This window comes from Streptomyces sp. NPDC052773 (assembly GCF_044547145.1).
GTDB lineage: Bacteria > Actinomycetota > Actinomycetes > Streptomycetales > Streptomycetaceae > Streptomyces.
In genome coordinates this window covers 132,875-155,322 of sequence record NZ_JBITZX010000008.1, presented here as the reverse complement: position 1 = coordinate 155,322, position 22,448 = coordinate 132,875, and the positions used below count along the sequence as shown (strand labels likewise).

The 22,448-nt window shown below is 72.1% G+C and carries 18 protein-coding genes; 4 read left to right on the top strand and 14 right to left on the bottom strand.

Annotated features, from left to right (window positions below):
• Positions 1–105 precede the first annotated feature (105 nt).
• From ACIG0D_RS19640 to ACIG0D_RS19630, 3 genes are read left to right on the top strand one after another with little or no spacing between them, the layout of a single operon-like run.
• Positions 106–621, top strand: a complete 516-nt coding sequence (locus ACIG0D_RS19640; protein ID WP_365762074.1) for a PadR family transcriptional regulator — start codon at positions 106–108, stop codon at positions 619–621.
• Positions 618–1,370 carry an ABC transporter ATP-binding protein gene (locus ACIG0D_RS19635; protein WP_399802281.1) on the top strand — a complete coding sequence of 251 codons (753 nt, stop codon included), beginning with the start codon at positions 618–620 and terminating at the stop codon, positions 1,368–1,370. Before ACIG0D_RS19640 ends, ACIG0D_RS19635 begins: the two co-directional genes overlap by 4 nt.
• Before the next feature lie 42 nt (positions 1,371–1,412).
• Positions 1,413–3,698, top strand: coding sequence for an ABC transporter permease (locus ACIG0D_RS19630; protein WP_399802278.1), 2,286 nt, complete (start codon positions 1,413–1,415; stop codon positions 3,696–3,698).
• Positions 3,699–3,728: 30 nt separating this feature from the next.
• Here the strand turns inward: ACIG0D_RS19630 and ACIG0D_RS19625 are convergent, their stop codons facing one another.
• From ACIG0D_RS19625 to uvrC, 13 genes are all read right to left on the bottom strand, one after another.
• A complete protein-coding gene (locus ACIG0D_RS19625; RefSeq protein ID WP_399802275.1) occupies positions 3,729–4,766 on the bottom strand; it encodes a hypothetical protein in 1,038 nt (345 codons plus the stop codon).
• A 106-nt stretch (positions 4,767–4,872) separates the two neighbouring features.
• Positions 4,873–6,528, bottom strand: a complete 1,656-nt coding sequence (gene pgi, locus ACIG0D_RS19620) for a glucose-6-phosphate isomerase (protein ID WP_399802272.1) — start codon at positions 6,526–6,528, stop codon at positions 4,873–4,875.
• Between the two features lie 52 nt (positions 6,529–6,580).
• Positions 6,581–7,849, bottom strand: a complete 1,269-nt coding sequence (locus ACIG0D_RS19615) for an MFS transporter (RefSeq protein ID WP_399802268.1) — start codon at positions 7,847–7,849, stop codon at positions 6,581–6,583.
• A 137-nt stretch (positions 7,850–7,986) separates the two neighbouring features.
• A complete protein-coding gene (locus ACIG0D_RS19610; RefSeq protein WP_129797281.1) occupies positions 7,987–8,322 on the bottom strand; it encodes an RNA polymerase-binding protein RbpA in 336 nt (111 codons plus the stop codon).
• A gap of 238 nt (positions 8,323–8,560) precedes the next feature.
• A complete protein-coding gene (secG, locus tag ACIG0D_RS19605; RefSeq protein ID WP_399802265.1) occupies positions 8,561–8,788 on the bottom strand; it encodes a preprotein translocase subunit SecG in 228 nt (75 codons plus the stop codon).
• A gap of 102 nt (positions 8,789–8,890) precedes the next feature.
• Positions 8,891–9,667: a triose-phosphate isomerase gene (tpiA, locus tag ACIG0D_RS19600; RefSeq protein ID WP_399802263.1), complete on the bottom strand. Its 777-nt coding sequence runs from the start codon at positions 9,665–9,667 to the stop codon at positions 8,891–8,893.
• 5 nt (positions 9,668–9,672) lie between these two features.
• A complete protein-coding gene (locus ACIG0D_RS19595) occupies positions 9,673–10,884 on the bottom strand; it encodes a phosphoglycerate kinase (protein ID WP_399802261.1) in 1,212 nt (403 codons plus the stop codon).
• 173 nt (positions 10,885–11,057) lie between these two features.
• Entirely contained in the window at positions 11,058–12,065 is a 1,008-nt protein-coding gene (gap, locus tag ACIG0D_RS19590) for a type I glyceraldehyde-3-phosphate dehydrogenase (protein WP_365766519.1), read from the bottom strand.
• A 206-nt stretch (positions 12,066–12,271) separates the two neighbouring features.
• Complete coding sequence (locus tag ACIG0D_RS19585; protein ID WP_399802258.1) at positions 12,272–15,226, bottom strand: M14 family zinc carboxypeptidase; 2,955 nt, start codon at positions 15,224–15,226, stop codon at positions 12,272–12,274.
• 167 nt (positions 15,227–15,393) lie between these two features.
• A complete protein-coding gene (whiA, locus tag ACIG0D_RS19580; RefSeq protein WP_043499846.1) occupies positions 15,394–16,383 on the bottom strand; it encodes a DNA-binding protein WhiA in 990 nt (329 codons plus the stop codon).
• On the bottom strand, positions 16,374–17,441 hold the full coding sequence (gene yvcK, locus ACIG0D_RS19575) for a uridine diphosphate-N-acetylglucosamine-binding protein YvcK (protein WP_399802253.1): 1,068 nt from the start codon (positions 17,439–17,441) through the stop codon (positions 16,374–16,376). The genes whiA and yvcK overlap by 10 nt, the downstream gene beginning before the upstream one ends.
• Positions 17,438–18,478: an RNase adapter RapZ gene (rapZ, locus tag ACIG0D_RS19570; protein WP_399802251.1), complete on the bottom strand. Its 1,041-nt coding sequence runs from the start codon at positions 18,476–18,478 to the stop codon at positions 17,438–17,440. Before rapZ ends, yvcK begins: the two co-directional genes overlap by 4 nt.
• On the bottom strand, positions 18,475–20,691 hold the full coding sequence (uvrC, locus tag ACIG0D_RS19565; protein WP_399802248.1) for an excinuclease ABC subunit UvrC: 2,217 nt from the start codon (positions 20,689–20,691) through the stop codon (positions 18,475–18,477). Before uvrC ends, rapZ begins: the two co-directional genes overlap by 4 nt.
• 301 nt (positions 20,692–20,992) lie before the next feature.
• Between uvrC and ACIG0D_RS19560 the strand changes: the two genes are divergently transcribed.
• Positions 20,993–21,949 (top strand): hypothetical protein, encoded by a 957-nt coding sequence (locus ACIG0D_RS19560; protein ID WP_399802246.1) that lies wholly within the window; start codon positions 20,993–20,995, stop codon positions 21,947–21,949.
• Between the two features lie 31 nt (positions 21,950–21,980).
• Here ACIG0D_RS19560 and ACIG0D_RS19555 read toward each other — a convergent pair whose 3' ends face one another.
• Entirely contained in the window at positions 21,981–22,406 is a 426-nt protein-coding gene (locus tag ACIG0D_RS19555; protein ID WP_399802243.1) for a Rieske 2Fe-2S domain-containing protein, read from the bottom strand.
• Positions 22,407–22,448: the final 42 nt, after the last annotated feature.

Sequence of the window (22,448 nt, the reverse complement as noted above, 5' to 3'; positions counted from 1 at the left end):
CGGGCACCCTCGCCCGGGTCAGAGGCCATGTATACCTGTTAGGTATGGGCGATACTAGGGCCTGGCCCACATTACGCACATGGCGAGGACAGGAGGACTGCACGAGTGCGCCTGCCCCTCCTGGCACTCCTCGCACGCGGCCCGGCCCACGGCTACGAGCTGAAGCAGGACCTTGAGCAACTGCTGGGGTCCGCGTACCCTCAGCCGAACGTCGGCCAGATCTACGTCACCCTCGGCCGCCTCGAGAAGCAGGGACTGATCGAGGGCGAGGACGTCGAGCAGTCGAGCCGGCCCAACAAGAAGGTCTACCACCTCACCGAGACCGGGCGGGAGGAGCTGCGCGCCTGGTTCGAGGAGCCCGAGGACGAGCCGCGGGTGCGGGACGAGTTCTTCATGAAACTGGCCCTCGCCCCCCAGACCGGCCTCGCCGACCAGATCGCCCTGATCAACAAGCAGCGGCGCCAGTATCTGAACACCATGCGGCAGCTCTCGAAGCTGGCCGCCGCCGAAGACCGCGACAACCGCATCGCCCATCTGCTGATCGAGGGCGCGATGCTGCATCTCCAGGCCGACCTCGACTGGCTGGAGAGGTGCCAGGAAGAGCTGGAGGAGCTGGAGTGAACGACGGTTCCGCTCCCGTGCTGTGCGCCGAGGGCCTGGTGAAGACCCACCACGGCGAGGGCGCGCCCGCCCACGCCGTGCGCGGCGTCGACCTGTCCGTGCGGCGCGGCGAGTTCGTCGCGATCACCGGCCCGTCCGGCGCCGGGAAGTCGACGCTGCTGCATCTGCTCGGCGGGCTCCAGCGACCGGACGCGGGCTCCATCCGGCTGGACGGCGAGTCCACGGACGCCTGGAGCGAGGCCCGCTGGGCGGTGGAGCGGCGCCGGCGGATCGGGATCGTCTTCCAGTTCTTCAACCTGGTGTCGAACCTGTCCGTCGCCGACAACGTCGAACTGCCCGCCCTGCTCGCCGGCGTCCCGCCGAAGCGGGCCCGCGCCGAGCGCGAGGAGCTGCTGGCCGAGCTGGGCCTCGCGGGCAAGGAGCGCAGCATGCCCGGGGAGTTGTCCGGCGGCGAGCAGCAGCGCGTCGCGCTGGCCCGCGCCCTGGTCAACCACCCCCCGCTGCTGCTGGCCGACGAACCCGCGGGCAGCCTCGACAGCAAGGGCACCCGCGAGGTGATGCGGCTGCTGTCCCGCTTCCACCAGCGCGGCCAGACGATCCTGCTGGTCACGCACGACGCCCGGCTGGCGAGCGCCGCGGACCGGGTGATCAGCTTCTTCGACGGGCGGATCGCCGACGACGCGCGACTGGACGGCGGCGCCCCACCGCGCCGCTCCGGGATATCCGGTGTGCTGGAGCTGAAGGACTGACATGCCGGTGCACGACCACTGCGCGGCCGGGGGCTGAGGCCCGTGCGAGCCACCCTGCGCTGGGCGCACTCCGATCTGCGCGCACACCGCGGCGAGGCGGTGTTCCTGGTCCTCGCCACCGCGGGCATCGTCGTCTCGCTGCTGCTGGCCACGGCCCTGTTCGGGTACGCCACCAATCCCTGGCAGCGGGTGTTCACCCAGGCGCGCGGCGCCCATGTGTGGCTCCATGTCGACGAGGCCGCCGACACCGGGCGGCTGACCGGCCTGGACGGCGTGGAGTCCGTCGCCGGCCCCTACCGCACCGACGCCGTCACCGTCGCCTCGCGCGGCAGCCGCGCCTCCGTCGAACTGCGCGGCAGCTCCGCCGAGGCCCCGGCCGTGGGCCGCCCGCTGCTCACCGCCGGGCGCTGGCTGGACCCGGCCGCCCCGGACGGCGTGGTCCTGGAGAGCCACCTCGCCCGCGCCCTGCTCGCCGAGCCGGGCGACACCCTGACCCTGCCCGGGACCGGGCGGCGGCTGACCGTCGTCGGCGTCGCCGACAGCGCCGAGCCGCGCTACCGGCCGGGCGAGCGGCCCGGCCTGGTCTGGGCGCTGCCGTCCGCGCTGCCCGGCCCGGAGGCCCAGGTCATCGGCTTGCGGCTGACGGACCCCTCGGACACCGAGTACGCCGTCCAGCGCGCGGTGACCGTACTGGGCGCCGGAGCGATCGGCGAGGTCTCCACCTGGCAGCAGGCCCGCGCCGAGGCACAGGGCGACAACCGGCTGCTCGGGCAGGTCCTGGGCCTGTTCGGGCTGGGTGCGCTGATCGCCGCCGGGTTCGCCGTGCACGGCGCCATCGGCACCCGCATCCGCGGCCATCTGCGGGACATCTCCGTCCTGAAGGCGATCGGCTTCACCCCCGGCCAGGTCGTCCGGATCTTCCTCCTCCAGCATCTGGCGTACGCCGTGCTGGGCGCCCTGGCCGCGGCGGCGCTCATCGAGACGCTGGGCAGCCGGGTGCCGGGGCGGCTCGGGGACGCGGTCGGCGTGTGGCAGGGGCTGCCCGGACACACCGCCGCGCTCGTCGCGATCCCGGTCGCCGCGGTGCTGTTCATCGGCGCGACCACCGGGCTCGCCGCGTGGCGGGCCGGCCGGGTGCCGCCGGTGCCGGTGCCGCGGCCCTCGGCGTCGCCGGGCGGACGGCTGCCGGGGCTTGCGCGCCGGGCCCTGGGGACCCGGGTGCCGCCCGCGCTGGTGCTGGGCTGGCACCGGGCGTTCGCCCGGCGGCCCCGCTCGCTGGGCACGGTGGCGCGGCTCGCGCTGCCACTGCTGCTGATCGTGGTCGCGATGAGCGCGTGGACCACCATCGACCGGTTCCACCGCAGCCCGGAGCGGATCGGCCTGCCGGCCGCGCTCACCGTGCGGGCGGACGCCGGGCTGAGCGACCGGGACGCCCGCGCGCTGCTGGAACGCGACCCGCAGGTCGCCGCCGCCTACCCGGGCGTCGAGGTGGCCGCGCTGGTCCCGGGCCAGACCGCGACCATCGCCCTGCGCGGCCTCGGCACCCGCGCCGAGCCCTACCCGTACGCCCTCGCCGAGGGCCGCGCCGCGCACGGGCCCGACGAGGCGGTGGCCGGGCAGGGGCTGCTCGACCTGCTGGACGTGCGGGTCGGCGACTGGGTGCGGATGACCGTCGGGGACCGGCCGCAGATCCTGCACATCGTCGGCCGCAGCATCGAACCGGAGAACGCCGGCCGGGTCGTCTCCACGTCCCTCGACACCCTTCGCGAGAACGACCCCGGACTGCGCCCGAGCCTCTACCAGCTGCGCCTGGACCCGGGTGCCGACCCGCGCGAGGTCGCCGACCGTCTCGCCTCGGCCGGGCGGGGCCATCTGGACGTGCACACCGTGACCAACCCGGCCGACGGTCTCTCCCCGCTGCGCGGCGTCGTCCTGGGGCTGGTCGCCGTGCTCGCCCTCATCGGGCTGATCGAACTGCTGACCGCGATCGGCGGCACCGTCCGCGAGGGCGAGCGCGATCTGCTCGCCCTGAAGGCGATCGGGCTGTCCCCGCGCCAGATCACCGCGATCACCGTGACGGCCACCGGCTGCACCGCCCTCACGGCCGTCGTCCTCGCCACGGCCCTCGGGCTGCCGCTCGCGCACTGGCTGATCGACGCCCAGGGCAGGTCGAGCGGCATCGGCGCCGGCATCGCGCAGGGGCCCTCCCCCGGGCTGCTGGTGCTGCTCGGCACGGCCGCCGTGGTGGGCGCCGCGGCCCTCGCCGCGCTCCCGGCGTCCCGCGCGGCCCGCCGCAGGCTGGCGGACACGCTGAGCGCGGTGGCCTGAACCCGGGCCCCGACGCGAGGAGGGATCGGCTCAGCCGGCCTGGGGTCCCGGGCCGTAGGGCCTGCCGCCGTAGGGGTTGCCCGGCGGAGGCGCGTACGGGTGGCCCGCCGGGGGCGCGTACGGGTGGCCCGCCGGGGGCGCGTACGGGTTGCCGTACGGATTCCCCTGGGGCGACGCCCCGTAGGGGTTGCCGTGGGGCGGTGCGTACGGCGCGTTGCCGTACGGCGCGTTCGCGTGCGGTGCGTTGCCGTACGGGTTCCCCTGCTGCGGGACGTACGGCGGGGCCGTCGGCGGCATGGGCGGCATCGCGGGCGGCGGGCCCGGCACGCGGGGCAGGGTGGCCGGGTGGGCGGCCAGGCGGATGCCGTAGCGCTGCTTGAGGCGGCCCATCTCCAGCAGGGCGATCCCGGTGACCGTCAGCGGCGCGCCCAGGATGAACACGACGCCCATGGTGAGGCTCAGGCCGTGCAGATCGCCGGTCGCCAGGTCGGGGATCGCCATCAGCCAGGTCGTCACCGTGGCCAGCAGCGGCGGGAGACAGCGGTGGACGCCCGCGGTGCCGAAGAAGTTGCCGGAGACGTGCACCGCGCCGCGGATCACGACAACGGTCAGCCACAGCGCCGCCGGGACCAGCAGCAGCGCGAGGAAGCCGGCGCCGCCCGCCAGCCGCCACACGAAGACGGTGAGGACGATGGTGCCGACGAACGCCAGCAGCAGTTTCAGCGAGTTCAGCAGCGGCACTCTCATCGCCCGCACCGTGCCGCCGCGCCGCCAGACGTAGAGCATCACGGCGACCGTCAGCGGGGTGATGAACAGCAGCACGGCGGAGGCCGTGAGCATGTTCTCCAGCACCTCGTCGAAGGCGAACCCGCCCTCGACGAAGGTGTAGACGCCGACCGCGGCGATCGTCCCGGCGATCAGCCGTATCCGCTTGAGCGTGTCCACCGCCGGGTCCAGCGACTCCGGGATCCAGACCGGGTGGAACACCGCCCGGGCCACCTCCTTCGGCCGCAGCAGGTCCCGTGGCGTCAGGGTGCCGCCCGTCCAACTCCCCTGTGCTGTCGTCACGTTGTGCTCCCCCGAGCGATCGTGCTCATGATCGTCGGGGAGTCTACGGGAAGCGGGGACCCACGCGCCCGCCACTTCCCGTCACCGCGACCGTCGCCGCGACCCGTCAGCTCCGGCCGCGCAGCTCCCGGTACTTGGCGACCAGCGCCTTGGTGGACGGATCGAGACCCGGCACGTCGGCACCCTCGGTCAGCGCCGGCTCGACCCGCTTGGCGAGGACCTTGCCCAGCTCGACGCCCCACTGGTCGAACGAGTCGATGTTCCACACGGCGCCCTGCACGAACACCTTGTGCTCGTAGAGGGCGACGAGCTGGCCCAGCACCGACGGGGTCAGCTCACGCGCGAGGATGGTGGTCGTCGGGTGGCCGCCCTTGAACGTCTTGTGCGCGACCAGTTCCTCCGGGACGCCCTCGGCCCGCACCTCGTCGGGCGTCTTGCCGAACGCCAGCGCCTGCGTCTGGGCGAAGAAGTTGGCCATCAGCAGGTCGTGCTGCGCCTTCAGCTCGTCGTCCAGTTCGGCGACCGGCTCGGCGAAGCCGATGAAGTCCGCCGGGATCAGCTTGGTGCCCTGGTGGATGAGCTGGTAGTACGCGTGCTGGCCGTTGGTGCCGGGCGTGCCCCACACCACCGGCCCGGTCTGCCAGTCGACCTCCCGCCCGTCCCGGCCGACGTACTTGCCGTTGGACTCCATGTCCAGCTGCTGGAGGTACGCCGTGAACTTCGACAGGTAGTGGCTGTACGGCAGGACGGCGTGCGACTGCGCGTCGTGGAAGTTGTTGTACCAGATGCCCAGCAGGCCCAGCAGCAGCGGCGCGTTGGCCTCCGGAGGCGCGGTGCGGAAGTGCTCGTCGACGATGCGGAAGCCGTCCAGCATCTCCCGGAAGCGGTCCGGGCCGATGGCGATCATCAGGGACAGACCGATCGCCGAGTCGTACGAGTACCGCCCGCCGACCCAGTCCCAGAACTCGAACATGTTCGCCGTGTCGATGCCGAACTCCGCCACCTTCTCGGCGTTCGTCGACAGCGCCACGAAGTGCTTCGCCACCGCGTCCTGCCCGGCGTTCAGCTCGCGCAGCAGCCAGTTGCGGGCCGAGGTGGCGTTGGTGACCGTCTCGATGGTGGTGAAGGTCTTCGACGCGACGATGAACAGCGTCTCGGACGCGTCCAGGTCGCGGATCGCCTCGTGCAGGTCCGCACCGTCGACGTTGGAGACGAAACGGACCGTCAGATCGCGCGCCGTGTAGCTGCGCAGCACCTCGTACGCCATGGCGGGGCCGAGGTCGGAGCCGCCGATGCCGATGTTGACGACGTTGCGGATCCGCTTGCCCGTGTGACCCGTCCACTCACCGGAGCGGACCCGCTCGGCGAAGGCGGCCATCCTGTCGAGCACCGCGTGCACCCCGGGCACGACGTTCTCGCCGTCGACCTCGATCACCGCGTCGCGCGGCGCGCGCAGCGCGGTGTGCAGCACCGCCCGGTCTTCCGTCGTGTTGATCCGCTCACCGCGGAACATGGCGTCCCGCAGCCCGAACACGTCGGTCGCGGCGGCCAGCTCGCGCAGCAGCCGCAGGGTCTCGTCGGTGACGAGGTGCTTGGAGTAGTCGATGTGCAGGTCGCCGACCTGGAGCGTGTATCCGCTGCCGCGCCCGGGATCGGCGGCGAACAGCTCCCGCAGCCGCACCTCGCCGAGCTCCTTGCGGTGCTTGGCCAGAGCGGTCCACTCGGGCGTCTGGTTGAGCCTGGTACGGCCGTCTGCGTTCATGTCCGACGTCAGCCTTCTTTCGTGCCTGTTCCAGCCGTTCCAACCTAATTGATCAGCGCGGGGTGTGAACCGCCGTGGCGGCGTCGTCCGGCGCAACAACGGGTACGTCCGCCTTGCGCGCCGGTATCAACGCGGTGACGGAGAGGACGAAGAAGGCGGCGGCGAGCAGCGCGGGCGTGTTGAGCCCCCAGGCGGTGGCGGCGGCTCCGCCGAGCAGCGCGCCCAGCGGTGCCCCGGCGACGGCGAGGGTGCGGAAGGCGGAGCTGACGCGTCCGAGCATCCCGGCGGGGCTGCGCTGCTGCATCAGCGTCGTGGTGTTGACGTTCCACACCACGCCCATGAGTCCGAAGACGGCCATGGCGGCCACCACGGCGACCAGACTGCGCACCGAGCCCATCACGACGAGCGCGGCGATCTGCACGGCCCCGGCGAGCAGCACCGCCCGCAGGCGTCCCGCCCGGGCGACGAGCCGGTGGTTGACCGCAGCCCCGGCCAGGTTGCCGACGGTGTACGCGGTGGCCGCCGCCGCGTATCCCGCGGTGCCCGCGTCCAGCCAACCGGTCACGAGGACCACCAGGGTGGCGATGAGGGCGCCCATGCCGATGTTGCACAGGGTGGTGGCGGCGCACAGCGCTCGCAGCGCGCGGTCGCGCCACAGGGTGCGCAGTCCGTCCGCGATCTCCCGCCGCAGGGTGCTGCCCGCGGGTCTGGGCTCCCGCTCGGCGCCGCCGGTCCGCAGCGAGGCCACGAGTGCGGCGGCGAGGAGGAAGGTCGCGGCGTCCGCCGCGAACGGTACGGCGGCCCCGGCGGTGAGCAGCAGTGGTGCGGCGGGCCCGCCCAGCAGGCCGCCCGCGATGCGCTGGCCGGTCATCAGGCGGGCGTTCGCGCTGCCGAGGGCCTCATGGTCCACCAGGGCGGGCAGCAGGGCGGTGGCGGCGTTGTCGAAGAGGGTCTGCAGGGTGGTGAGGGCGACGGCCAGCGCGATCAGCAGGGCGATGGAGGCGTGACCGAGGGCGACGGCGACCGCCAAACCCGCGACCAGCAGCCCGCGTACCGCGTCCACCGTCCACATCGCGCGCCGCTGGTCCACGCGGTCGGCGACGGCGCCGCCGAGCAGCCCGAAGACGAGCCAGGGCAGATAGCCGCAGGCGGTCACCGAGGCGACCAGCAACGGCCGGTCCGTCAGCGTCACGGCGAGCAGTGGCAGAGCGGCCGTGCGCAGGGAATCCCCGAAGGAGGAGAGCACCGCGGCGCTCCACAGCCGCCCGAACCCCCCGCGCCAGGCGGGCGCGCGCGCACCCGCCGTCTCTGCCGTCGCCACGATTCCCCCTCACGATTCGCCCGATGAGAGAACCGTAGAGGGCACCACTGACAATCGGTCCGCGAGCGGTCGGCGGCAGGCCGGGAAAGACGGCTCCGGCCAGGCACCTGTCTCGGTGCCCGGCCGGTCGTCATGTCCTAGATCTCGCCTCGCAGTTTGGCGAGCGCCTCGGCGAGGATCGCCTCGCCGTCCGCGTCGCTGCGCCGCTCCCGGACGTACGCGAGGTGCGTCTTGTAGGGCTCGGTGCGCGGCGGGGCCGGCGGGTTGTCCCGGTCCTGTCCGGCCGGGAAGCCGCAGCGCGGGCAGTCCCAGGTGTCGGGAACCTGCGCGTCGCTGGCGAAGCTCGGCTGCGTCTCGTGCCCGTTGGAGCACCAGAAGGAGACGCGCAGACGCGGCGCGGACTCGCCGCGCTCAGCCTCGCCCATCGGCCCCGCCCCGACCCGGCTTCCTCGGATCGCGTTGCCACTTGCCACGGTCGTAACTCCCTGCGTGATGGTGCCGCGAAGCGCGTCGGCGTTTCGCTTCGCTGCGAGCGCCCCAGTCTACGTAAGGCCCAACGCGCGTCCAGTGATTGGAGTTACAGACCCCACACACAGACGCACGCCCCATGATAGGCCGCGCTCGAAGGCGCGTACCGTACATGGGGCGTTACGTGCGGAATCGTGCTGACCTGCGGGATGCCGGTCGGTCACCGGATCGCTCTGGCGGGCGTCAGCCGACCTTCATCATGATGCCGAGCACGACAATGCAGGCGAACCAGAGCAGACCGACCACGACGGTGATGCGGTCGAGGTTGCGTTCGGCGACCGAGGAGCCGCCGACGGAGGACTGCATGCCGCCACCGAACATGTCGGAGAGGCCGCCGCCCTTCCCCTTGTGCATCAGCACCAGCAGCATCAGCAGCAGGCTGAAGACGATCAGGGCGATCGAGAACCCCATAATCACGGCTGGACCAACTTCCTCGGCTTCGGATGGACGACGGGGGCCGACAGACTACTGCCGGCCCCCGCAAGGGTACGACGTTACGCCGCTACCGCATACTCACTGGTCGCGGAAGCGCACGATCTTGACGAACTCGTCGGCGTCCAGCGAGGCGCCGCCGACCAGCGCGCCGTCGATGTCGGCCTGCGCCATGATCTCGGCGACGTTGCCGGCCTTGACGGAGCCGCCGTACTGGACGCGGACCTTGTCGGCCACGTCCTGCGAGTACAGCTCGGCGATCTTGCCACGGATGGCGGCGCAGACCTCCTGGGCGTCCTCGGCGCCGCAGACCTTGCCGGTGCCGATGGCCCACACCGGCTCGTAGGCGATCACGATGGTCTCGGCCTGGTCGGCCGGGACGTCCTTCAGGCCGCCCTCGACCTGGGCCAGGGTGTGCGGGACGGCGTTGCCGGCCTCGCGGACCTCCAGCTCCTCGCCGACGCACATGATCGGGGTCAGTCCGTGCTTGAAGGCGGCCTTGACCTTGGCGTTGACGATCTCGTCCGTCTCGCCGTGGTACTGGCGGCGCTCGGAGTGGCCGATCGCCACGTAGGTGCACTTCAGCTTGGCCAGCATCGGGCCGGAGATCTCGCCGGTGTAGGCGCCGGAGTCGTGCGCCGAGATGTCCTGGGCGCCGTACTTGATCTTCAGCTTGTCGCCGTCGACCAGGGTCTGCACGGAGCGCAGGTCGGTGAAGGGCGGCAGGACGGCGACCTCGACGGCCTCGTAGTCCTTGTCGGCCAGGGCGAAGGCGAGCTTCTGGACGTGCGCGATGGCCTCGAGGTGGTTGAGGTTCATCTTCCAGTTGCCCGCCATCAGCGGCGTGCGCGTGCTCATCTAGGTCAGTCCTCCAGTGCGGCGAGGCCGGGGAGCGTCTTGCCCTCGAGGTATTCGAGGGAGGCGCCGCCGCCGGTCGAGATGTGGCCGAATGCGTTCTCGTCGAAGCCCAGGGTGCGGACGGCCGCGGCGGAGTCGCCGCCGCCGACCACGGTGAAGCCCGGGGCGTCGATGAGGGCCTGGGCGACCGCCTTGGTGCCCTCGGCGTAGTCGGGGTGCTCGAAGACGCCCATGGGGCCGTTCCAGAAGACGGTGGCGGCGTCGGCGAGCTTCGAGGCGTACAGCTTGCGGGTCTCCGGACCGATGTCCAGGCCCTCCTTGTCGGCGGGGATGGCGTCCGCGGCGACGGTGGTGGGGTTGGCCGGGGCCTTCGTCTTCAGGTCCGGGAAGTCGGTCGCGGCCAGGACGTCCACCGGCAGGACCAGCTCGACGCCGTTCTTCTCGGCGCGCTCCATGTACTCCTTGACGACCGGGATCTGGTCCTCCTGGAGGAGAGACTGGCCGACCTCGTGGCCCTTGGCCTTGAGGAAGGTGTAGGCCATGCCGCCGCCGATGAGCAGGCGGTCGGCCTTGCCGAGGAGCTGGTCGATGACGGCGAGCTTGTCGGAGACCTTGGCGCCGCCGAGGGCGACGACGTACGGCCGCTGGACGTCCTCGGTGAGCTTCTTCAGGACGCCGACCTCGGTGGCGATGAGGTGGCCGGCGTAGTGCGGGAGCTGCTTCGGCAGGTCGAACACCGAGGCGTGCTTGCGGTGCACGGCGCCGAAGCCGTCGCCCACGTAGACGTCGGCGAGGGCGGCGAGCTGTTCGGCGAAGGCGCCGCGCTCGGCGTCGTCCTTGGACGTCTCGCCCGCGTTGAAGCGCAGGTTCTCGATGACGGCGACCTGTCCGTCGGCGAGGCCCGCGACGACGGCCTGGGCGGACTCGCCGACGGTGTCGGTGGCGAAGGCGACGTCCGCGCCGAGGAGTTCCCCGAGCCGGGCGGCGGCCGGGGCGAGCGAGAAGGCGGGGTCCGGGGCGCCCTTGGGGCGGCCGAGGTGCGAGGCGACGACCACGCGGGCGCCCGCCTCGGCGAGGGCCTTGACGGTGGGCAGCACCGCGCGGATACGGCCGTCGTCGGTGATGGTGGTGCCGTCCAGCGGCACGTTGAGGTCGGCGCGGACGAAGACCCGCTTGCCCGCGACCCCGTCGGCGAGGAGTTCGTCGATCGTCTTCATGTCAGGGGACTCCTGAGGAGGCTCGTACTGCTCGTGACCGGATGGCTCGTGACCGATGACCAGGCCTGATCCTAGAGAGGGAGGCCGGTCGCGACGTGAGTCAGGGCTCGGGCCGCGCGTCCTCGCGCCTGGCCCGAGCCCTGTTCTCACGTCAAGGTGCCTGCTTCAGCCGGTCAGAGCTGGTTGCCGACGAAGACCGTCAGGTCGACGAGGCGGTTGGAGTAGCCCCACTCGTTGTCGTACCAGCCGATGACCTTCACGTTCTTGCCCTCCTGGACCATGGTCAGGGAGGAGTCGAAGGTGCAGGACGCCGGGGCGTTGACGATGTCGGAGGAGACGATCTCGTCCTCGGTGTACTCGAGGATGCCCTTCAGCTCGCCCTCGGCGGCCTTCTGGAAGGCGGCGTTGATCTCTTCCTTGGTGACCTCGCGGGACAGCTCGACGACGAGGTCGGTGACCGAGCCGGTCGGGACCGGGACGCGCATGGCCATGCCGTCCAGCTTGCCCTTGAGCTGCGGCAGCACCAGCGCGGTGGCCTTGGCGGCACCGGTGGTGGTCGGGATGATGTTCTCGGCGGCGGCACGGGCGCGGCGCAGGTCCTTGTGCGGGAAGTCCAGGATGCGCTGGTCGTTCGTGTACGCGTGCACCGTCGTCATCAGGCCCTTGACGATGCCGAAGTTCTCGTCGAGGACCTTCGCCATCGGCGCCACACAGTTGGTGGTGCAGGAGGCGTTGGAGATGACGTGGTGGTTCGCCGGGTCGTAGGTGTCGTGGTTGACGCCCATGACGATGGTGACGTCTTCGTTCTTCGCCGGGGCGGAGATGATGACCTTCTTGGCGCCGCCAGCGATGTGCTTCTCGGCGTCTTCCTTCTTGGTGAAGATGCCGGTCGACTCGATGACGATGTCGACGCCCAGCTCGCCCCACGGGATGTCGGCGGGGTTGCGCTCCGACAGCACCTTGATCGTCTTGTCGCCGACGGTGATGGTGTCCTCGGTGTGCGACACCTCCTGCTTGAGGCGGCCCAGGATGGTGTCGTACTTCAGCAGGTGGGCGGTGGTCGCGGTGTCACCCAGGTCGTTGACAGCCACGATCTCGATGTCTGCACCCTGCTCCAGCAGCGCGCGGAAGTAGTTACGACCGATGCGGCCAAAGCCGTTGATGCCTACGCGGATCGTCACGAACCGATCTCCTCGTTGGTACGCCGGCTCCGTTGTCGCCGGCGAGCTCTATTTGGGATGTCCCCGACCGCCTCCGACCCTACCTCCCCGAAGCCTCCGGGGTGACATCGAGACGGCCCATACACGGCACGCCGGTCCGTACCCGCCAGTAGGGGTACGGACCGGCTCAACTGTGGCGCGTCGCGCTCAGGTGCGCCCGCCTGTTTTCAGTCGTCCAGCGCGTCGAGTGCGCGGCCCAGCAGCCGGGTACGGTCGGCCGCCCCGGTGACATGCTCCAGACCGAAGCCCAGGAGCACGGTGTCGTCCGTGGTGACCGCGCCGTACGTCCGGAACAGTTCCCCGGAAAGGCCCCAGTCCTTCACCACCGCGGGACTCCCGGCGGGCGGGCCGGGGGTGCTCCAGGCGCCCAGCGACGTCTCGAAGCCGTCCGTCGGGCCCGCCGTGCCACCGATGACGACGGTGGCGTTGTCGGCGAGGACGCCGCGCCCGCCGGAGCCGGGGTCGGTGATGTGGCTCAGGGACAGCTCCACCGTCTTCCCGGCGTACGCCGAGAGATCGAAGGAGACCTCCTGCCAGCCGGCCGAGGCGCCGGTGAGGCTGTTCCAGGAGCCGCTTGTCCCGGTGGGCGCGCACCCGTCGTCGCCGACCGTGAGATACCGCTTGAGCGCGGGGTGCGCCTGGACGAAGTACCCGGCCTCGCACTCGGCGGGCACCGCGGTGGAGGTGGCGCCGCCCGCCTCCGGGAGCGTGGTCCAGTCGTCCCCGCCGGCCGTACGGGCCTCCAGGACCACGTGGTCGTAGCCCTCCTCGGTGTCCCACAGCAGGCGGGTGCGCAGGGTGGGCTTCTCGGAGGCGCTGACACCGGTGAGGTCCACGGTGCGGGTGAGGCGGTTCCAGGCGTAGTCGGAGTGGGTGACCGCCGCCATGGAGGAGCCCTCGTACGGGCCGTACGGGTTCACCGTGCCCGGGTACCGGCCGGCGCCCGCGCTCTCGAACTGCGGGAACTTCCGCGGGGGCAGCACGTCGGAGGTGACGCCGAACGAGCCGGCCGTGTTCAGCGGGTTGCCGGGGGCGTCGCCGAGCGGTGCCTGGGCGTCCGCGAGCGCGCCGGTGCCGTCGAAGCGGGTGGCCTGCGGCAGGCTCGTACGGGTGTACGCGCCCAGGTAGTACTGGCTGAAGTCGTTCGACAGGGTGCCGCCGCCGAGGTCGACGGAGCCGCCGGCCGTCTCGCCCGCCTCGATCAGCTTGCCGCCCTCGTTGAGGTAGGCGCGCAGCTCGAGCTGGGTGGCGTTGCCGGGGCGCGCGGCGCCCGTGTAGTGGACGACCTTCTCGAAGTGGCCGAGGACGCCGAGCGCGTCGGGCGCGCCCTGCTTCGCCACGTCCCAGACGGCGGCCCGCTCGCCGTTGGCCTTCAGCGCGTCCACGTAGGCCTGGGCGCGGGTCGCGGGCTGCCCCTCCTCGGCGACGACGAGGACGTCCGCGCGGGGGCGTTCGGCGACGGTGTAGGTGAAGTGCTCGCTCTCGGCCGGCTTGCCGGAGCGGGTCTCGCCGGTGAACCAGACCTCGACCTTGTCGCCCGGTTCGCCGTCGGCGACCTTCGCTCGGTACTCGTCGAAGTACAGGTTGTCCTCGCCGCCGTAGGTCTCGCCGCCCTTCCAGGGGCGCAGGGCCATGTCGTGGACGCGGCCGCCGTTGACGCGGTACTTCAGCTCCTTGTCGCGCACCGACCTGCGGGCGATGACGGAGACCTCCTGGTCGGCGCCGCGGGAGTAGGAGGTGGCGAACGGCGCCGGGGTGAAGTCGGGGGCGGCCATGCCGACCGAGGACTTCGGCCGGTCGGGTCGGGCCGCGGACTCGGCGACGGAGAGCGCGAACGGGATGTTCTTCTCGAACTCCTGCCGGATCAGCTTCTCGTCGTCCGGGAAGGTGAAGATCGACGCGCAGTCCTCGGGCTTCCAGGCGTCGTCCGGGTCGGCGTTCGACGCCGTCTGGCACGTCGACATCTCCGGGGTGAACATCGCCGTGCCGTTGACGTTGGCGGCGTGGCCGTCCGCCTCGCCGTTGGTGGTGTACAGCTCGGAGGAGACCTGCGGGTGGTAGCCCGGGATCGCCGGCTTCTCGGGGGTGCCGGCGAGCGCCTTGTAGAGCACGTCGTCGGGGGTCTCGGTGGCGACCTGCCAGCCGACGCCGTAGAGGATCAGCTCGGCGGCGGAGTGGTAGTTGATGCCGTACTCGAAGCCGATGCGCTTCTGGAGGGCGTCCAGGGCCTTGGTCTCGGGCTCGGAGTTCGGGCCGGGGCCGCGGTAGGTCTGGCTGGTGGGGTACGGGGAGGAACCCTCGTCGTCGTAGCCCCACTTGTAGGCGAAGTTGCGGTTGAGGTCGACGCCGTCGCCGATGGTGATGGCGCCGTCGCCGTTGTTGTCCCGCATGTTCTTGCGCCACTGGCGGTCGCCGTCGGCGGCGTGCGTGAAGTCGTATCCGTCGGGGTTGGCGGAGATGACGAACCACAGCTCGGTGGTGTCGACGATCCTCTTGATGCGTTTGTCGGTGCGGTAGTTGTCCAGGTAGTGGTGCATCAGCCGGCGGGTCATCTCCGGCGTGATCCACTCGCGGGCGTGCTGGTTGGACAGGTACAGCACGGAGGGCCTGGCGCCGTCCTTGGTCTTCTTCGCGTTCTTGGTGAGCTTCAGGGCGAGGATGTCCTGCCCCTGGAGGGTCTTGCCGATGGAGACCACCTTGGTCAGGCCGGGGTGGTCCCGGCCGGCCTTCAGGATCTCCTCCTTGAGGCCGCCCGGTCCGCTGTACGGGCGGTAGACGCCGTCCCCGGCGGCGTTCACGCGTGCGCGTGACTTCGCGGAGAGCGTGTGCTCCCGCAGGTCGACGCCCTTCTTCTCCAGCTGCGCGGCCTGCTTGTCGGTGAGGTAGACCTCGACGGAGGCGGTGCCCCGGTCGGGGGCCTGCTCGCCGAGTTCGTGGGCGTCCTGCCCGGCCGCGAGGAGCAGCGGGATCTGCTGCTTGGTGACCTCGGCACGGAAGACCTTGACTTCCTCGGCGTCGGGCCGCGAGGAACTGCCGTGCTGTGCCTGGGCGATGGGTGCGATGCTCGCTCCGCCGATCAGGAGCGTGCCGATGGCGAGGATCGATCTCGCTCTGTGTCTCATGAACCCCCCTGCTGGTGGTTCGCCACAGCGACGAATAGGTGCCAGGCTCATGACAGATCATGATCGAGTCAAGGGTGCCGCCGGGACGGGACGCGGACGCGAACACGCCGGTGCCGACGCCCGTTCGGACGTCGGCACCGGCGTGCGGACAGGGGGTTGACGGCGCGTCAACCCGCCAGGTTGTCGGCCAGTTCCTCGGTGAGGTTGGCCTCCGTGCCCGGGATGCCCAGGTCGGCGGCGCGCTTGTCGGCCATCGCCAGCAGGCGGCGGATACGGCCGGCCACGGCGTCCTTGGTGAGCGGCGGGTCGGCGAGCGCGCCCAGCTCCTCCAGGGAGGCCTGCTTGTGCTCCATGCGCAGCCGGCCGGCCGCGGCGAGGTGCTCGGGGACATCGTCGCCGAGGATCTCCAGGGCGCGCTGGACGCGGGCACCCGCGGCCACGGCCGCGCGGGCGGAGCGGCGCAGGTTGGCGTCGTCGAAGTTGGCCAGGCGGTTGGCGGTGGCCCGCACCTCCCGGCGCATCCGGCGCTCCTCCCAGGCCAGCACCGACTCATGGGCGCCGAGCCGGGTGAGCAGGGCGCCGATCGCGTCGCCGTCGCGGACCACCACGCGGTCCACACCGCGCACCTCGCGGGCCTTGGCCGCGATGGAGAGCCGGCGGGCGGCGCCGACGAGGGCGAGCGCGGCCTCGGGACCCGGGCAGGTCACCTCCAGGGAGGAGGAGCGGCCGGGCTCGGTCAGCGAGCCATGCGCCAGGAAGGCGCCGCGCCAGGCCGCCTCCGCGTCGCAGGTGGCCCCCGAGACCACCTGCGGGGGGAGCCCACGGATCGGGCGGCCCCGGCCGTCCACCAGCCCGGTCTGCCGGGCCAGCTGGTCACCGCCCGCGACCACCCGCACCACGTACCGCGAGCCGCGCCGCAGCCCGCCCGGGGCCATCACGATCAGCTCCGAGCTGTGCCCGAAGATCTCCAGAATGTCCCGCTTGAGCCGGCGGGCCGCCATCGCGGTGTCCAGCTCCGCCTCGATCACGATGCGCCCGCTGACCAGGTGGAGGCCGCCGGCGAACCGCAGAATGGCGGAGACCTCCGCCTTCCTGCAGCAGGTCCGGGTGACGGGGAGCCGGGAGATCTCGTCCTTCACCGCTGCCGTCATCGCCATGGGCCGATCCTTCCATGCATCCGAAAAATACGGTCGTACGCGGCAGCCAGCAGCTCCGGATCGTGCCGCGGAGATCCGTCCCTCCGGGCCACCGGCGCCAGCTCGACCGCGGCCCCGAAACGCTTGGCGGCGTCGGTCAGCGAGTCGCGGTCGGGCACGGCGGCCTCGTCGGCCAGCACCACGTCCAGGGCGAGTTTAGGGGCGTGTCGTCCCAAAACCTCCAAATGACGCTGCGGGGAGAAGCCGTCGGTTTCCCCGGGCTGCGGAGCGAGGTTCAGGGAGAGCACCCGTCGCGCCTTGGTCTCGGTGAGGGCGTCCAGCAGCTCGGGCACGAGCAGGTGCGGGATCACCGAGGAGAACCAGGAGCCGGGGCCGAGCACCACCCAGTCCGCGTCCCGCACGGCCTCGACGGCCTCCGGGACGGCGGGCGGGTCGGGCGGGACGAGGTGCACGGACTGCACCTCGCCGGGGGTGAGGGCGACCGTGGCCTGGCCGCGGACGGTGTCCACGCCGTCGGGCCGCTCCGGGTCGTGGCCCTTGACCAGGGCCTGGAGCTCCAGCGGCACGGCGGACATGGGCAGCACCCGGCCCTGCGCGCCGAGCAGCCGGCCCACCAGGTCCAGGGCCTGCACGTGGTCGCCGAGCTGCTCCCAGAGGGCGACGATCAGCAGGTTGCCGACCGCGTGGCCGTGCATCTCGCCGCCGGACTGGAAGCGGTGCTGGATGACCCGGGCCCAGGTCTGGCCCCAGTCGTCGTCGCCGCACAGCGCGGCCAGCGCCTTGCGCAGGTCGCCGGGCGGCAGCACGCCCAGCTCGTCGCGCAGGCGCCCGCTGGAGCCGCCGTCGTCGGCCACGGTGACGACGGCGGTGAGGTCGCCGGTGATCCGGCGCAGCGCGGCGAGCGAGGCGGACAGGCCCATGCCGCCGCCGAGGGCGACCACCTTGGGCTGGGCGCCCCGCCGGCGCGCCCTGCCGCCACGGGGCTCGGCGGACCGGCCGCCGCGCCCCTCGGGGAGCGCCCGGCGCAGCCTGCTCAGCCGCGGAGTACGTCCGGTCATTCGCGTCCCATGTCCCGGTGCACGACCACCGTCTCCACGCCCTCGGCCGCGAGCCGCGCGGCCAGCTTCTCCGACATGGCCACCGAGCGGTGCTTGCCGCCGGTACAGCCGACCGCGATGGTCACATAGCGCTTGCCCTCGCGGCGGTAGCCGGCCGCGATCAGCTGGAGCAGTTCCGCGTACCGGTCCAGGAACTCCTTGGCGCCGGGCTGGTTGAAGACGTAGCCCGACACCTCCTCGTTCAGGCCGGTGAACGGGCGCAGCTCCGGGACCCAGTGCGGGTTGGGCAGGAAGCGGCAGTCGACGACGAGGTCGGCGTCGACGGGCAGGCCGTACTTGTACCCGAACGACATCACGGTGGCCCGCAGCTCGGGCTCCTCCTCGCCGGCGAACTGGGCGTCCATCTTGGCGCGCAGCTCGTGCACGTTGAGGCTGGAGGTGTCGATCACCAGGTCGGCGTCGCCGCGCAGCTCGCGCAGCAGCTCGCGCTCGGCGGCGATGCCGTCGACGATCCGGCCGTCGCCCTGGAGCGGGTGCGGGCGGCGCACCGACTCGAAGCGGCGCACCAGGGCCTCGTCGGAGGACTCCAGGAAGACGATGCGCCGGGTGACGCCGCGCGTGTCGAGGTCGGCCAGGGATTCGCGCAGATTGTCGAAGAAGCGCCGGCCGCGCACGTCGACGACGACCGCGATCCGCGCCACGTTCCCCTGCGAGCGGGCGCCCAGCTCCACCATGGTGGGGATGAGGGCGGGCGGCAGGTTGTCGACGACGAACCAGCCGAGGTCCTCCAGGCACTTCGCGGCCGTGGAGCGGCCGGCGCCGGACATGCCGGAGATGATCACCAGCTCGGGGATGGCCGCCTCGGGGACCCCGGTGGCCTCCGCGCCGTTGGTCACCTGGGCTCCGTTGCTCTGGGCTTCCTGACGCGGCTGGTCCGCGCCGGTCGCCCCGGGTGTCTCCTGAGCGGAGGCCTGGGCGGCGGGCTCGCCGGCCGCGCGTTCCGGTCCCGCTGTCGGGTGTGTCTCGTGCTCGGTCATGTCTCCTGCCCCCGTCGCTCGTCCGGGGCGCCCGTGGGCACGGGCTCCCCTGGGGCATCCGCCGTCGTCTCGGGTGCCCCGTCTTCCACGTCATCCATGATCTCTCCCGTCGCCGTGTTGACGGCGGGCGCGGCCGGAGCCGCCTGGGCCAGGGCCGCGGCGATCGTCTCGGCCGTCTTGCGGCCTATGCCGGGAACCTCGCAGATCTGGTCGATTGTCGCGGATCGCAGCTTCTTCACCGAACCGAAGTGCTTGATCAGCGCCTGCTTGCGTGTCGCGCCGAGGCCGGGTACGTCGTCCAGCGGGCTGGACCGGACGCGTTTGGCGCGCTTGCTGCGCTGGTAGGTGATCGCGAACCGGTGGGCCTCGTCGCGGACGCGCTGGAGCAGATACAGGCCCTCGCTGGTACGGGGCAGGACCACCGGGTCGTCCTCGCCGGGCAGCCAGACCTCCTCCAGGCGCTTGGCGAGGCCGCAGACGGCGATGTCGTCGATGCCCAGCTCGTCCAGGGCCCGCTGGGCCGCAGCGACCTGCGGTTTGCCGCCGTCGACCACGACGAGCTGCGGCGGGTAGGCGAAGCGCTTGGGGCGGCCGTCGTCCTCGGTGAGGGCGAGAGCGTCATCGAGGGTGTCCGTGCGGGCGCCGGTCTTGGTGAGCGCGCCGGTTTCCGTGAGGGCGCCGGTCTCGCCGACGGCACCGGTCTGGCCGTGGGCGCCGGTCCCCGTGCGGGCGCCGGTCCTCTCGAGGGCCGGGTCCGCGTCGGTGCCGCCCGCGAGGCCGGGGTCGCCGTCCTCGGCCCACTCCCCCGTCCTCTCCTTCTCGGCCAGATAGCGGCGGAAGCGGCGGGTGATCACCTCGTGCATGGAACGGACGTCGTCCTGGCCCGCGAAGCCCTTGATCTGGAACCGCCGGTACTCGCTCTTGCGCTGGAGGCCGTCCTCGAAGACGACCATGGAGGCCACCACGTCCTCGCCCTGGAGGTGCGAGATGTCGTAGCACTCGATCCGCAGCGGGGCGCTGTCCAGGCCGAGGGCGTCGGCGATCTCCTCCAGCGCGCGCGAGCGCGTGGTCAGGTCGGAGGCCCGCTTGGTCTTGTGGAGCATGAGCGCCTGCTGGGCGTTGCGCTGCACGGTCTCCATGAGGGCCTTCTTGTCGCCGCGCTGCGGGATGCGCAGCGAGACGCCGGAGCCGCGGCGGCCGGTGAGCCACTGCTGGACGGGGTCGACCGGGTCGGGCAGCGCGGGGACCAGGACCTCCCGGGGGACGGCGTCGCCGGTCTCCTCGCCGTACAGCTGCTGCAGGGCGTGCTCGACCAGGGCGCCGGTGGTGATCTCCTCGACCTTGTCGGTGACCCAGCCGCGCTGGCCGCGGACCCGGCCGCCGCGCACGTGGAAGATCTGCACGGCCGCCTCCAACTCGTCCTCGGCGACCGCGATCAGGTCGGCGTCGGTCGCGTCCGCGAGCACGACCGCGTTCTTCTCCATGGCCTTCTTCAGGGCTTCGATGTCGTCGCGCAGCCGGGCCGCCCGCTCGTACTCCAGCTCCTCGGCCGCCTCCATCATCTGCTTCTCCAGCCGGCGGAGGTAGGTGCCCGTCCGGCCGGTCATGAAGTCGCAGAACTCGTCCGCCAGCTCCCAGTGGTCCTCGGCGGAGATGCGGCCGACGCACGGGGCGGAGCACTTGCCGATGTAACCGAGCAGGCAGGGGCGGTCGGTGCGGGCGGCGTTCTTGAAGACGCCGGCCGAGCAGGTGCGCACCGGGAAGACGCGCAGCAGCAGGTCGACCGTGTCGCGGATGGCCCACGCGTGCGCGTACGGCCCGAAATAGCGCACGCCCTTCTTCTTGTGGCCGCGCATCACCTGCACGCGCGGGAACTGCTCGTTCATCGTCACCGCGAGATACGGGTAGCTCTTGTCGTCGCGGTACTTGACGTTGAAGCGGGGGTCGAACTCCTTGATCCAGGAGTACTCCAGCTGAAGCGCCTCGACCTCCGTGGACACCACCGTCCACTCCACGGACGCCGCCGTGGTCACCATGGTGCGGGTGCGCGGGTGGAGGTTCGCCAGGTCCTGGAAGTAGTTCGCCAGGCGCTGGCGCAGGCTCTTCGCCTTTCCGACGTAGATCACCCGGCGGTGCTCGTCCCGGAACTTGTACACCCCCGGGGAGTCCGGGATGTCTCCCGGCCTGGGGCGGTAGCTGGAGGGGTCGGCCATGTCTCACACCCTACTGGCGAGGACTGACACTCCGGCGGGCCCGGGGCCGAGGGCGGCGGGATCCCCGAGGTGACGCACCGGGCGGTCCCGTTCCCCGCCATGGTCGAACCTCGGCCAGGAGTGCGCGGCGGTCGGACTCAGGTGTTGTCGGGGCCTGGTCAACACGCTTCAATGCGGGGGAACTCGGGGCCGTGAACCACGGCGTACGGATGTGCAGCGCCCCGGCGCCGACGGGGGTGGCCCCGCCCGGAATCCCGCGAACGGTCCGACCAGCCGTTGTCAGCCAGAGAAAGGCCCCTGCATGCCGCACGCCACACAGCACGCGGACGCCGCCGCCGACGTCGCCGCCGCGGACCTGGACACGGCCCTGCGAGGCGGCCCCTTCCACGTCGCGCTGCGCGCCGCGATCGCCGCCCGGGGACTGCCCCTGCAGCGCGTGCAGCACCATCTGTCGCGGTACGGCGTGAGAGTCGGCGTCACCAGCCTGAGCTACTGGCAGCAGGGCGCCCGCCGCCCGCAGCGCCCGGAGTCGCTGCGCGCCGTCCGTGCGCTGGAGGAGATACTCCAGCTGCCCGACGAGTCGCTGATCCGGCTGCTCGCGGAGAGCGACGAGCGCTCCGCGCGGCGGACCGCCGGCCGCTCCTACCGGTCCCTCGTCGAGGCCACGGACGTCCTGGACCGGCTACTGGCCGAGCTGGGCGCCCAGCTCGACGGCGGGCTGCACATGCTCGGGCACCACGAGCGGGTGCGGATCGGGGCGCGCCGGGAGCTGGCGGCGCGCGAGTCGCACCACATCGTGCGCGCCCACCAGGACGGCGTCGACCGCTTCGTCGCCGTGCACCACGGCGACCCGGGGTGCGCGCCGGAGCGCATGACGGTGCACGCCCTGGACAACTGCCGCGCGGGGCGGGTGCGCTGGGACCGGGAGACCGGGGTGCTCGTCACCGAGCTGCTGTTCGACACCAGGCTGCGGGCCGGTGACACCTTCCTGTTCCGGTACGGCGTCGAGGACGGCACCGCCGGGGTGTCACGCGAGTACGTCCGCGGGTTCGGGCCTGCGGGCGGGCAGTACGTGCTCCAGGTGCGCTTCGACGAGCGCGCCCTGCCGGTGCGCTGCCACCGGTTCACCCAGCACTCGGCGGCGGCACCGCGCAGCGGCCGGCAGGAGCTGGCCCTGACCGGCCGCCACCATTCCGTGCACCTCGTGGAGCCGCGGGTGCGGTCGGGGATCGTGGGGATCGGGTGGGACTGGGAGTGAGGACACTCAAGGGGGTCGTCGGGTAGGGGCGTCAGTCCCTCGGGCCCGCCACGATCCTGCCGTTCTCGGTCGTCACGGCGAGCTCCGTCAGCGGCACCGTGGCCGGCGGCTGCAGGACCTCGCCGGTGGCGGCGTCGAACTCGCTGCCGTGACAGAAGCACGTCAGCCTGGTCCCCTCCAGCTTGGTGATGGGGCAGCCCGCGTGCGTGCAGATCGAGCTGTACGCCCTGAGGGCGCCTTTGTCGTCCCGGCTGACCACCACGTTCTGCTCGCGGTACAGCCGGGCGCCGCCCTTCGCGACCTCGCTCTCCGCGCCGAGCTCGACCGGCGCGGTGGGCGCGGCCGGTGCACCGCCGGACTCCTCCGGGGAGCAGGCGGCCAGGCCGAGCCCGGCGACGGGAGCCAGCGCGGCTCCGCGCAGGACGGTGCGGCGGCTCGCGGAGGGGCGGGCGGGCATGGGATCTCCACTGGTCTGAGCTGGGCGGAAGCGCAGGGGCGC

Bases quoted from the DNA above. Each gene is read 5' to 3' on its own strand.
- pgi (WP_399802272.1), bottom strand. From the start codon at position 6,528: ATGAACGCAGACGGCCGTACCAGGCTCAACCAGACGCCCGAGTGGACC.
- secG (WP_399802265.1), bottom strand. From the start codon at position 8,788: ATGGGGTTCTCGATCGCCCTGATCGTCTTCAGCCTGCTGCTGATGCTG.
- tpiA (WP_399802263.1), bottom strand. From the start codon at position 9,667: ATGAGCACGCGCACGCCGCTGATGGCGGGCAACTGGAAGATGAACCTC.
- ACIG0D_RS19595 (WP_399802261.1), bottom strand. From the start codon at position 10,884: ATGAAGACGATCGACGAACTCCTCGCCGACGGGGTCGCGGGCAAGCGG.
- ACIG0D_RS19585 (WP_399802258.1), bottom strand. From the start codon at position 15,226: ATGAGACACAGAGCGAGATCGATCCTCGCCATCGGCACGCTCCTGATC.
- whiA (WP_043499846.1), bottom strand. From the start codon at position 16,383: ATGGCGATGACGGCAGCGGTGAAGGACGAGATCTCCCGGCTCCCCGTC.
- yvcK (WP_399802253.1), bottom strand. From the start codon at position 17,441: ATGACCGGACGTACTCCGCGGCTGAGCAGGCTGCGCCGGGCGCTCCCC.
- rapZ (WP_399802251.1), bottom strand. From the start codon at position 18,478: ATGACCGAGCACGAGACACACCCGACAGCGGGACCGGAACGCGCGGCC.
- uvrC (WP_399802248.1), bottom strand. From the start codon at position 20,691: ATGGCCGACCCCTCCAGCTACCGCCCCAGGCCGGGAGACATCCCGGAC.
- ACIG0D_RS19560 (WP_399802246.1), top strand. From the start codon at position 20,993: ATGCCGCACGCCACACAGCACGCGGACGCCGCCGCCGACGTCGCCGCC.
- ACIG0D_RS19555 (WP_399802243.1), bottom strand. From the start codon at position 22,406: ATGCCCGCCCGCCCCTCCGCGAGCCGCCGCACCGTCCTGCGCGGAGCC.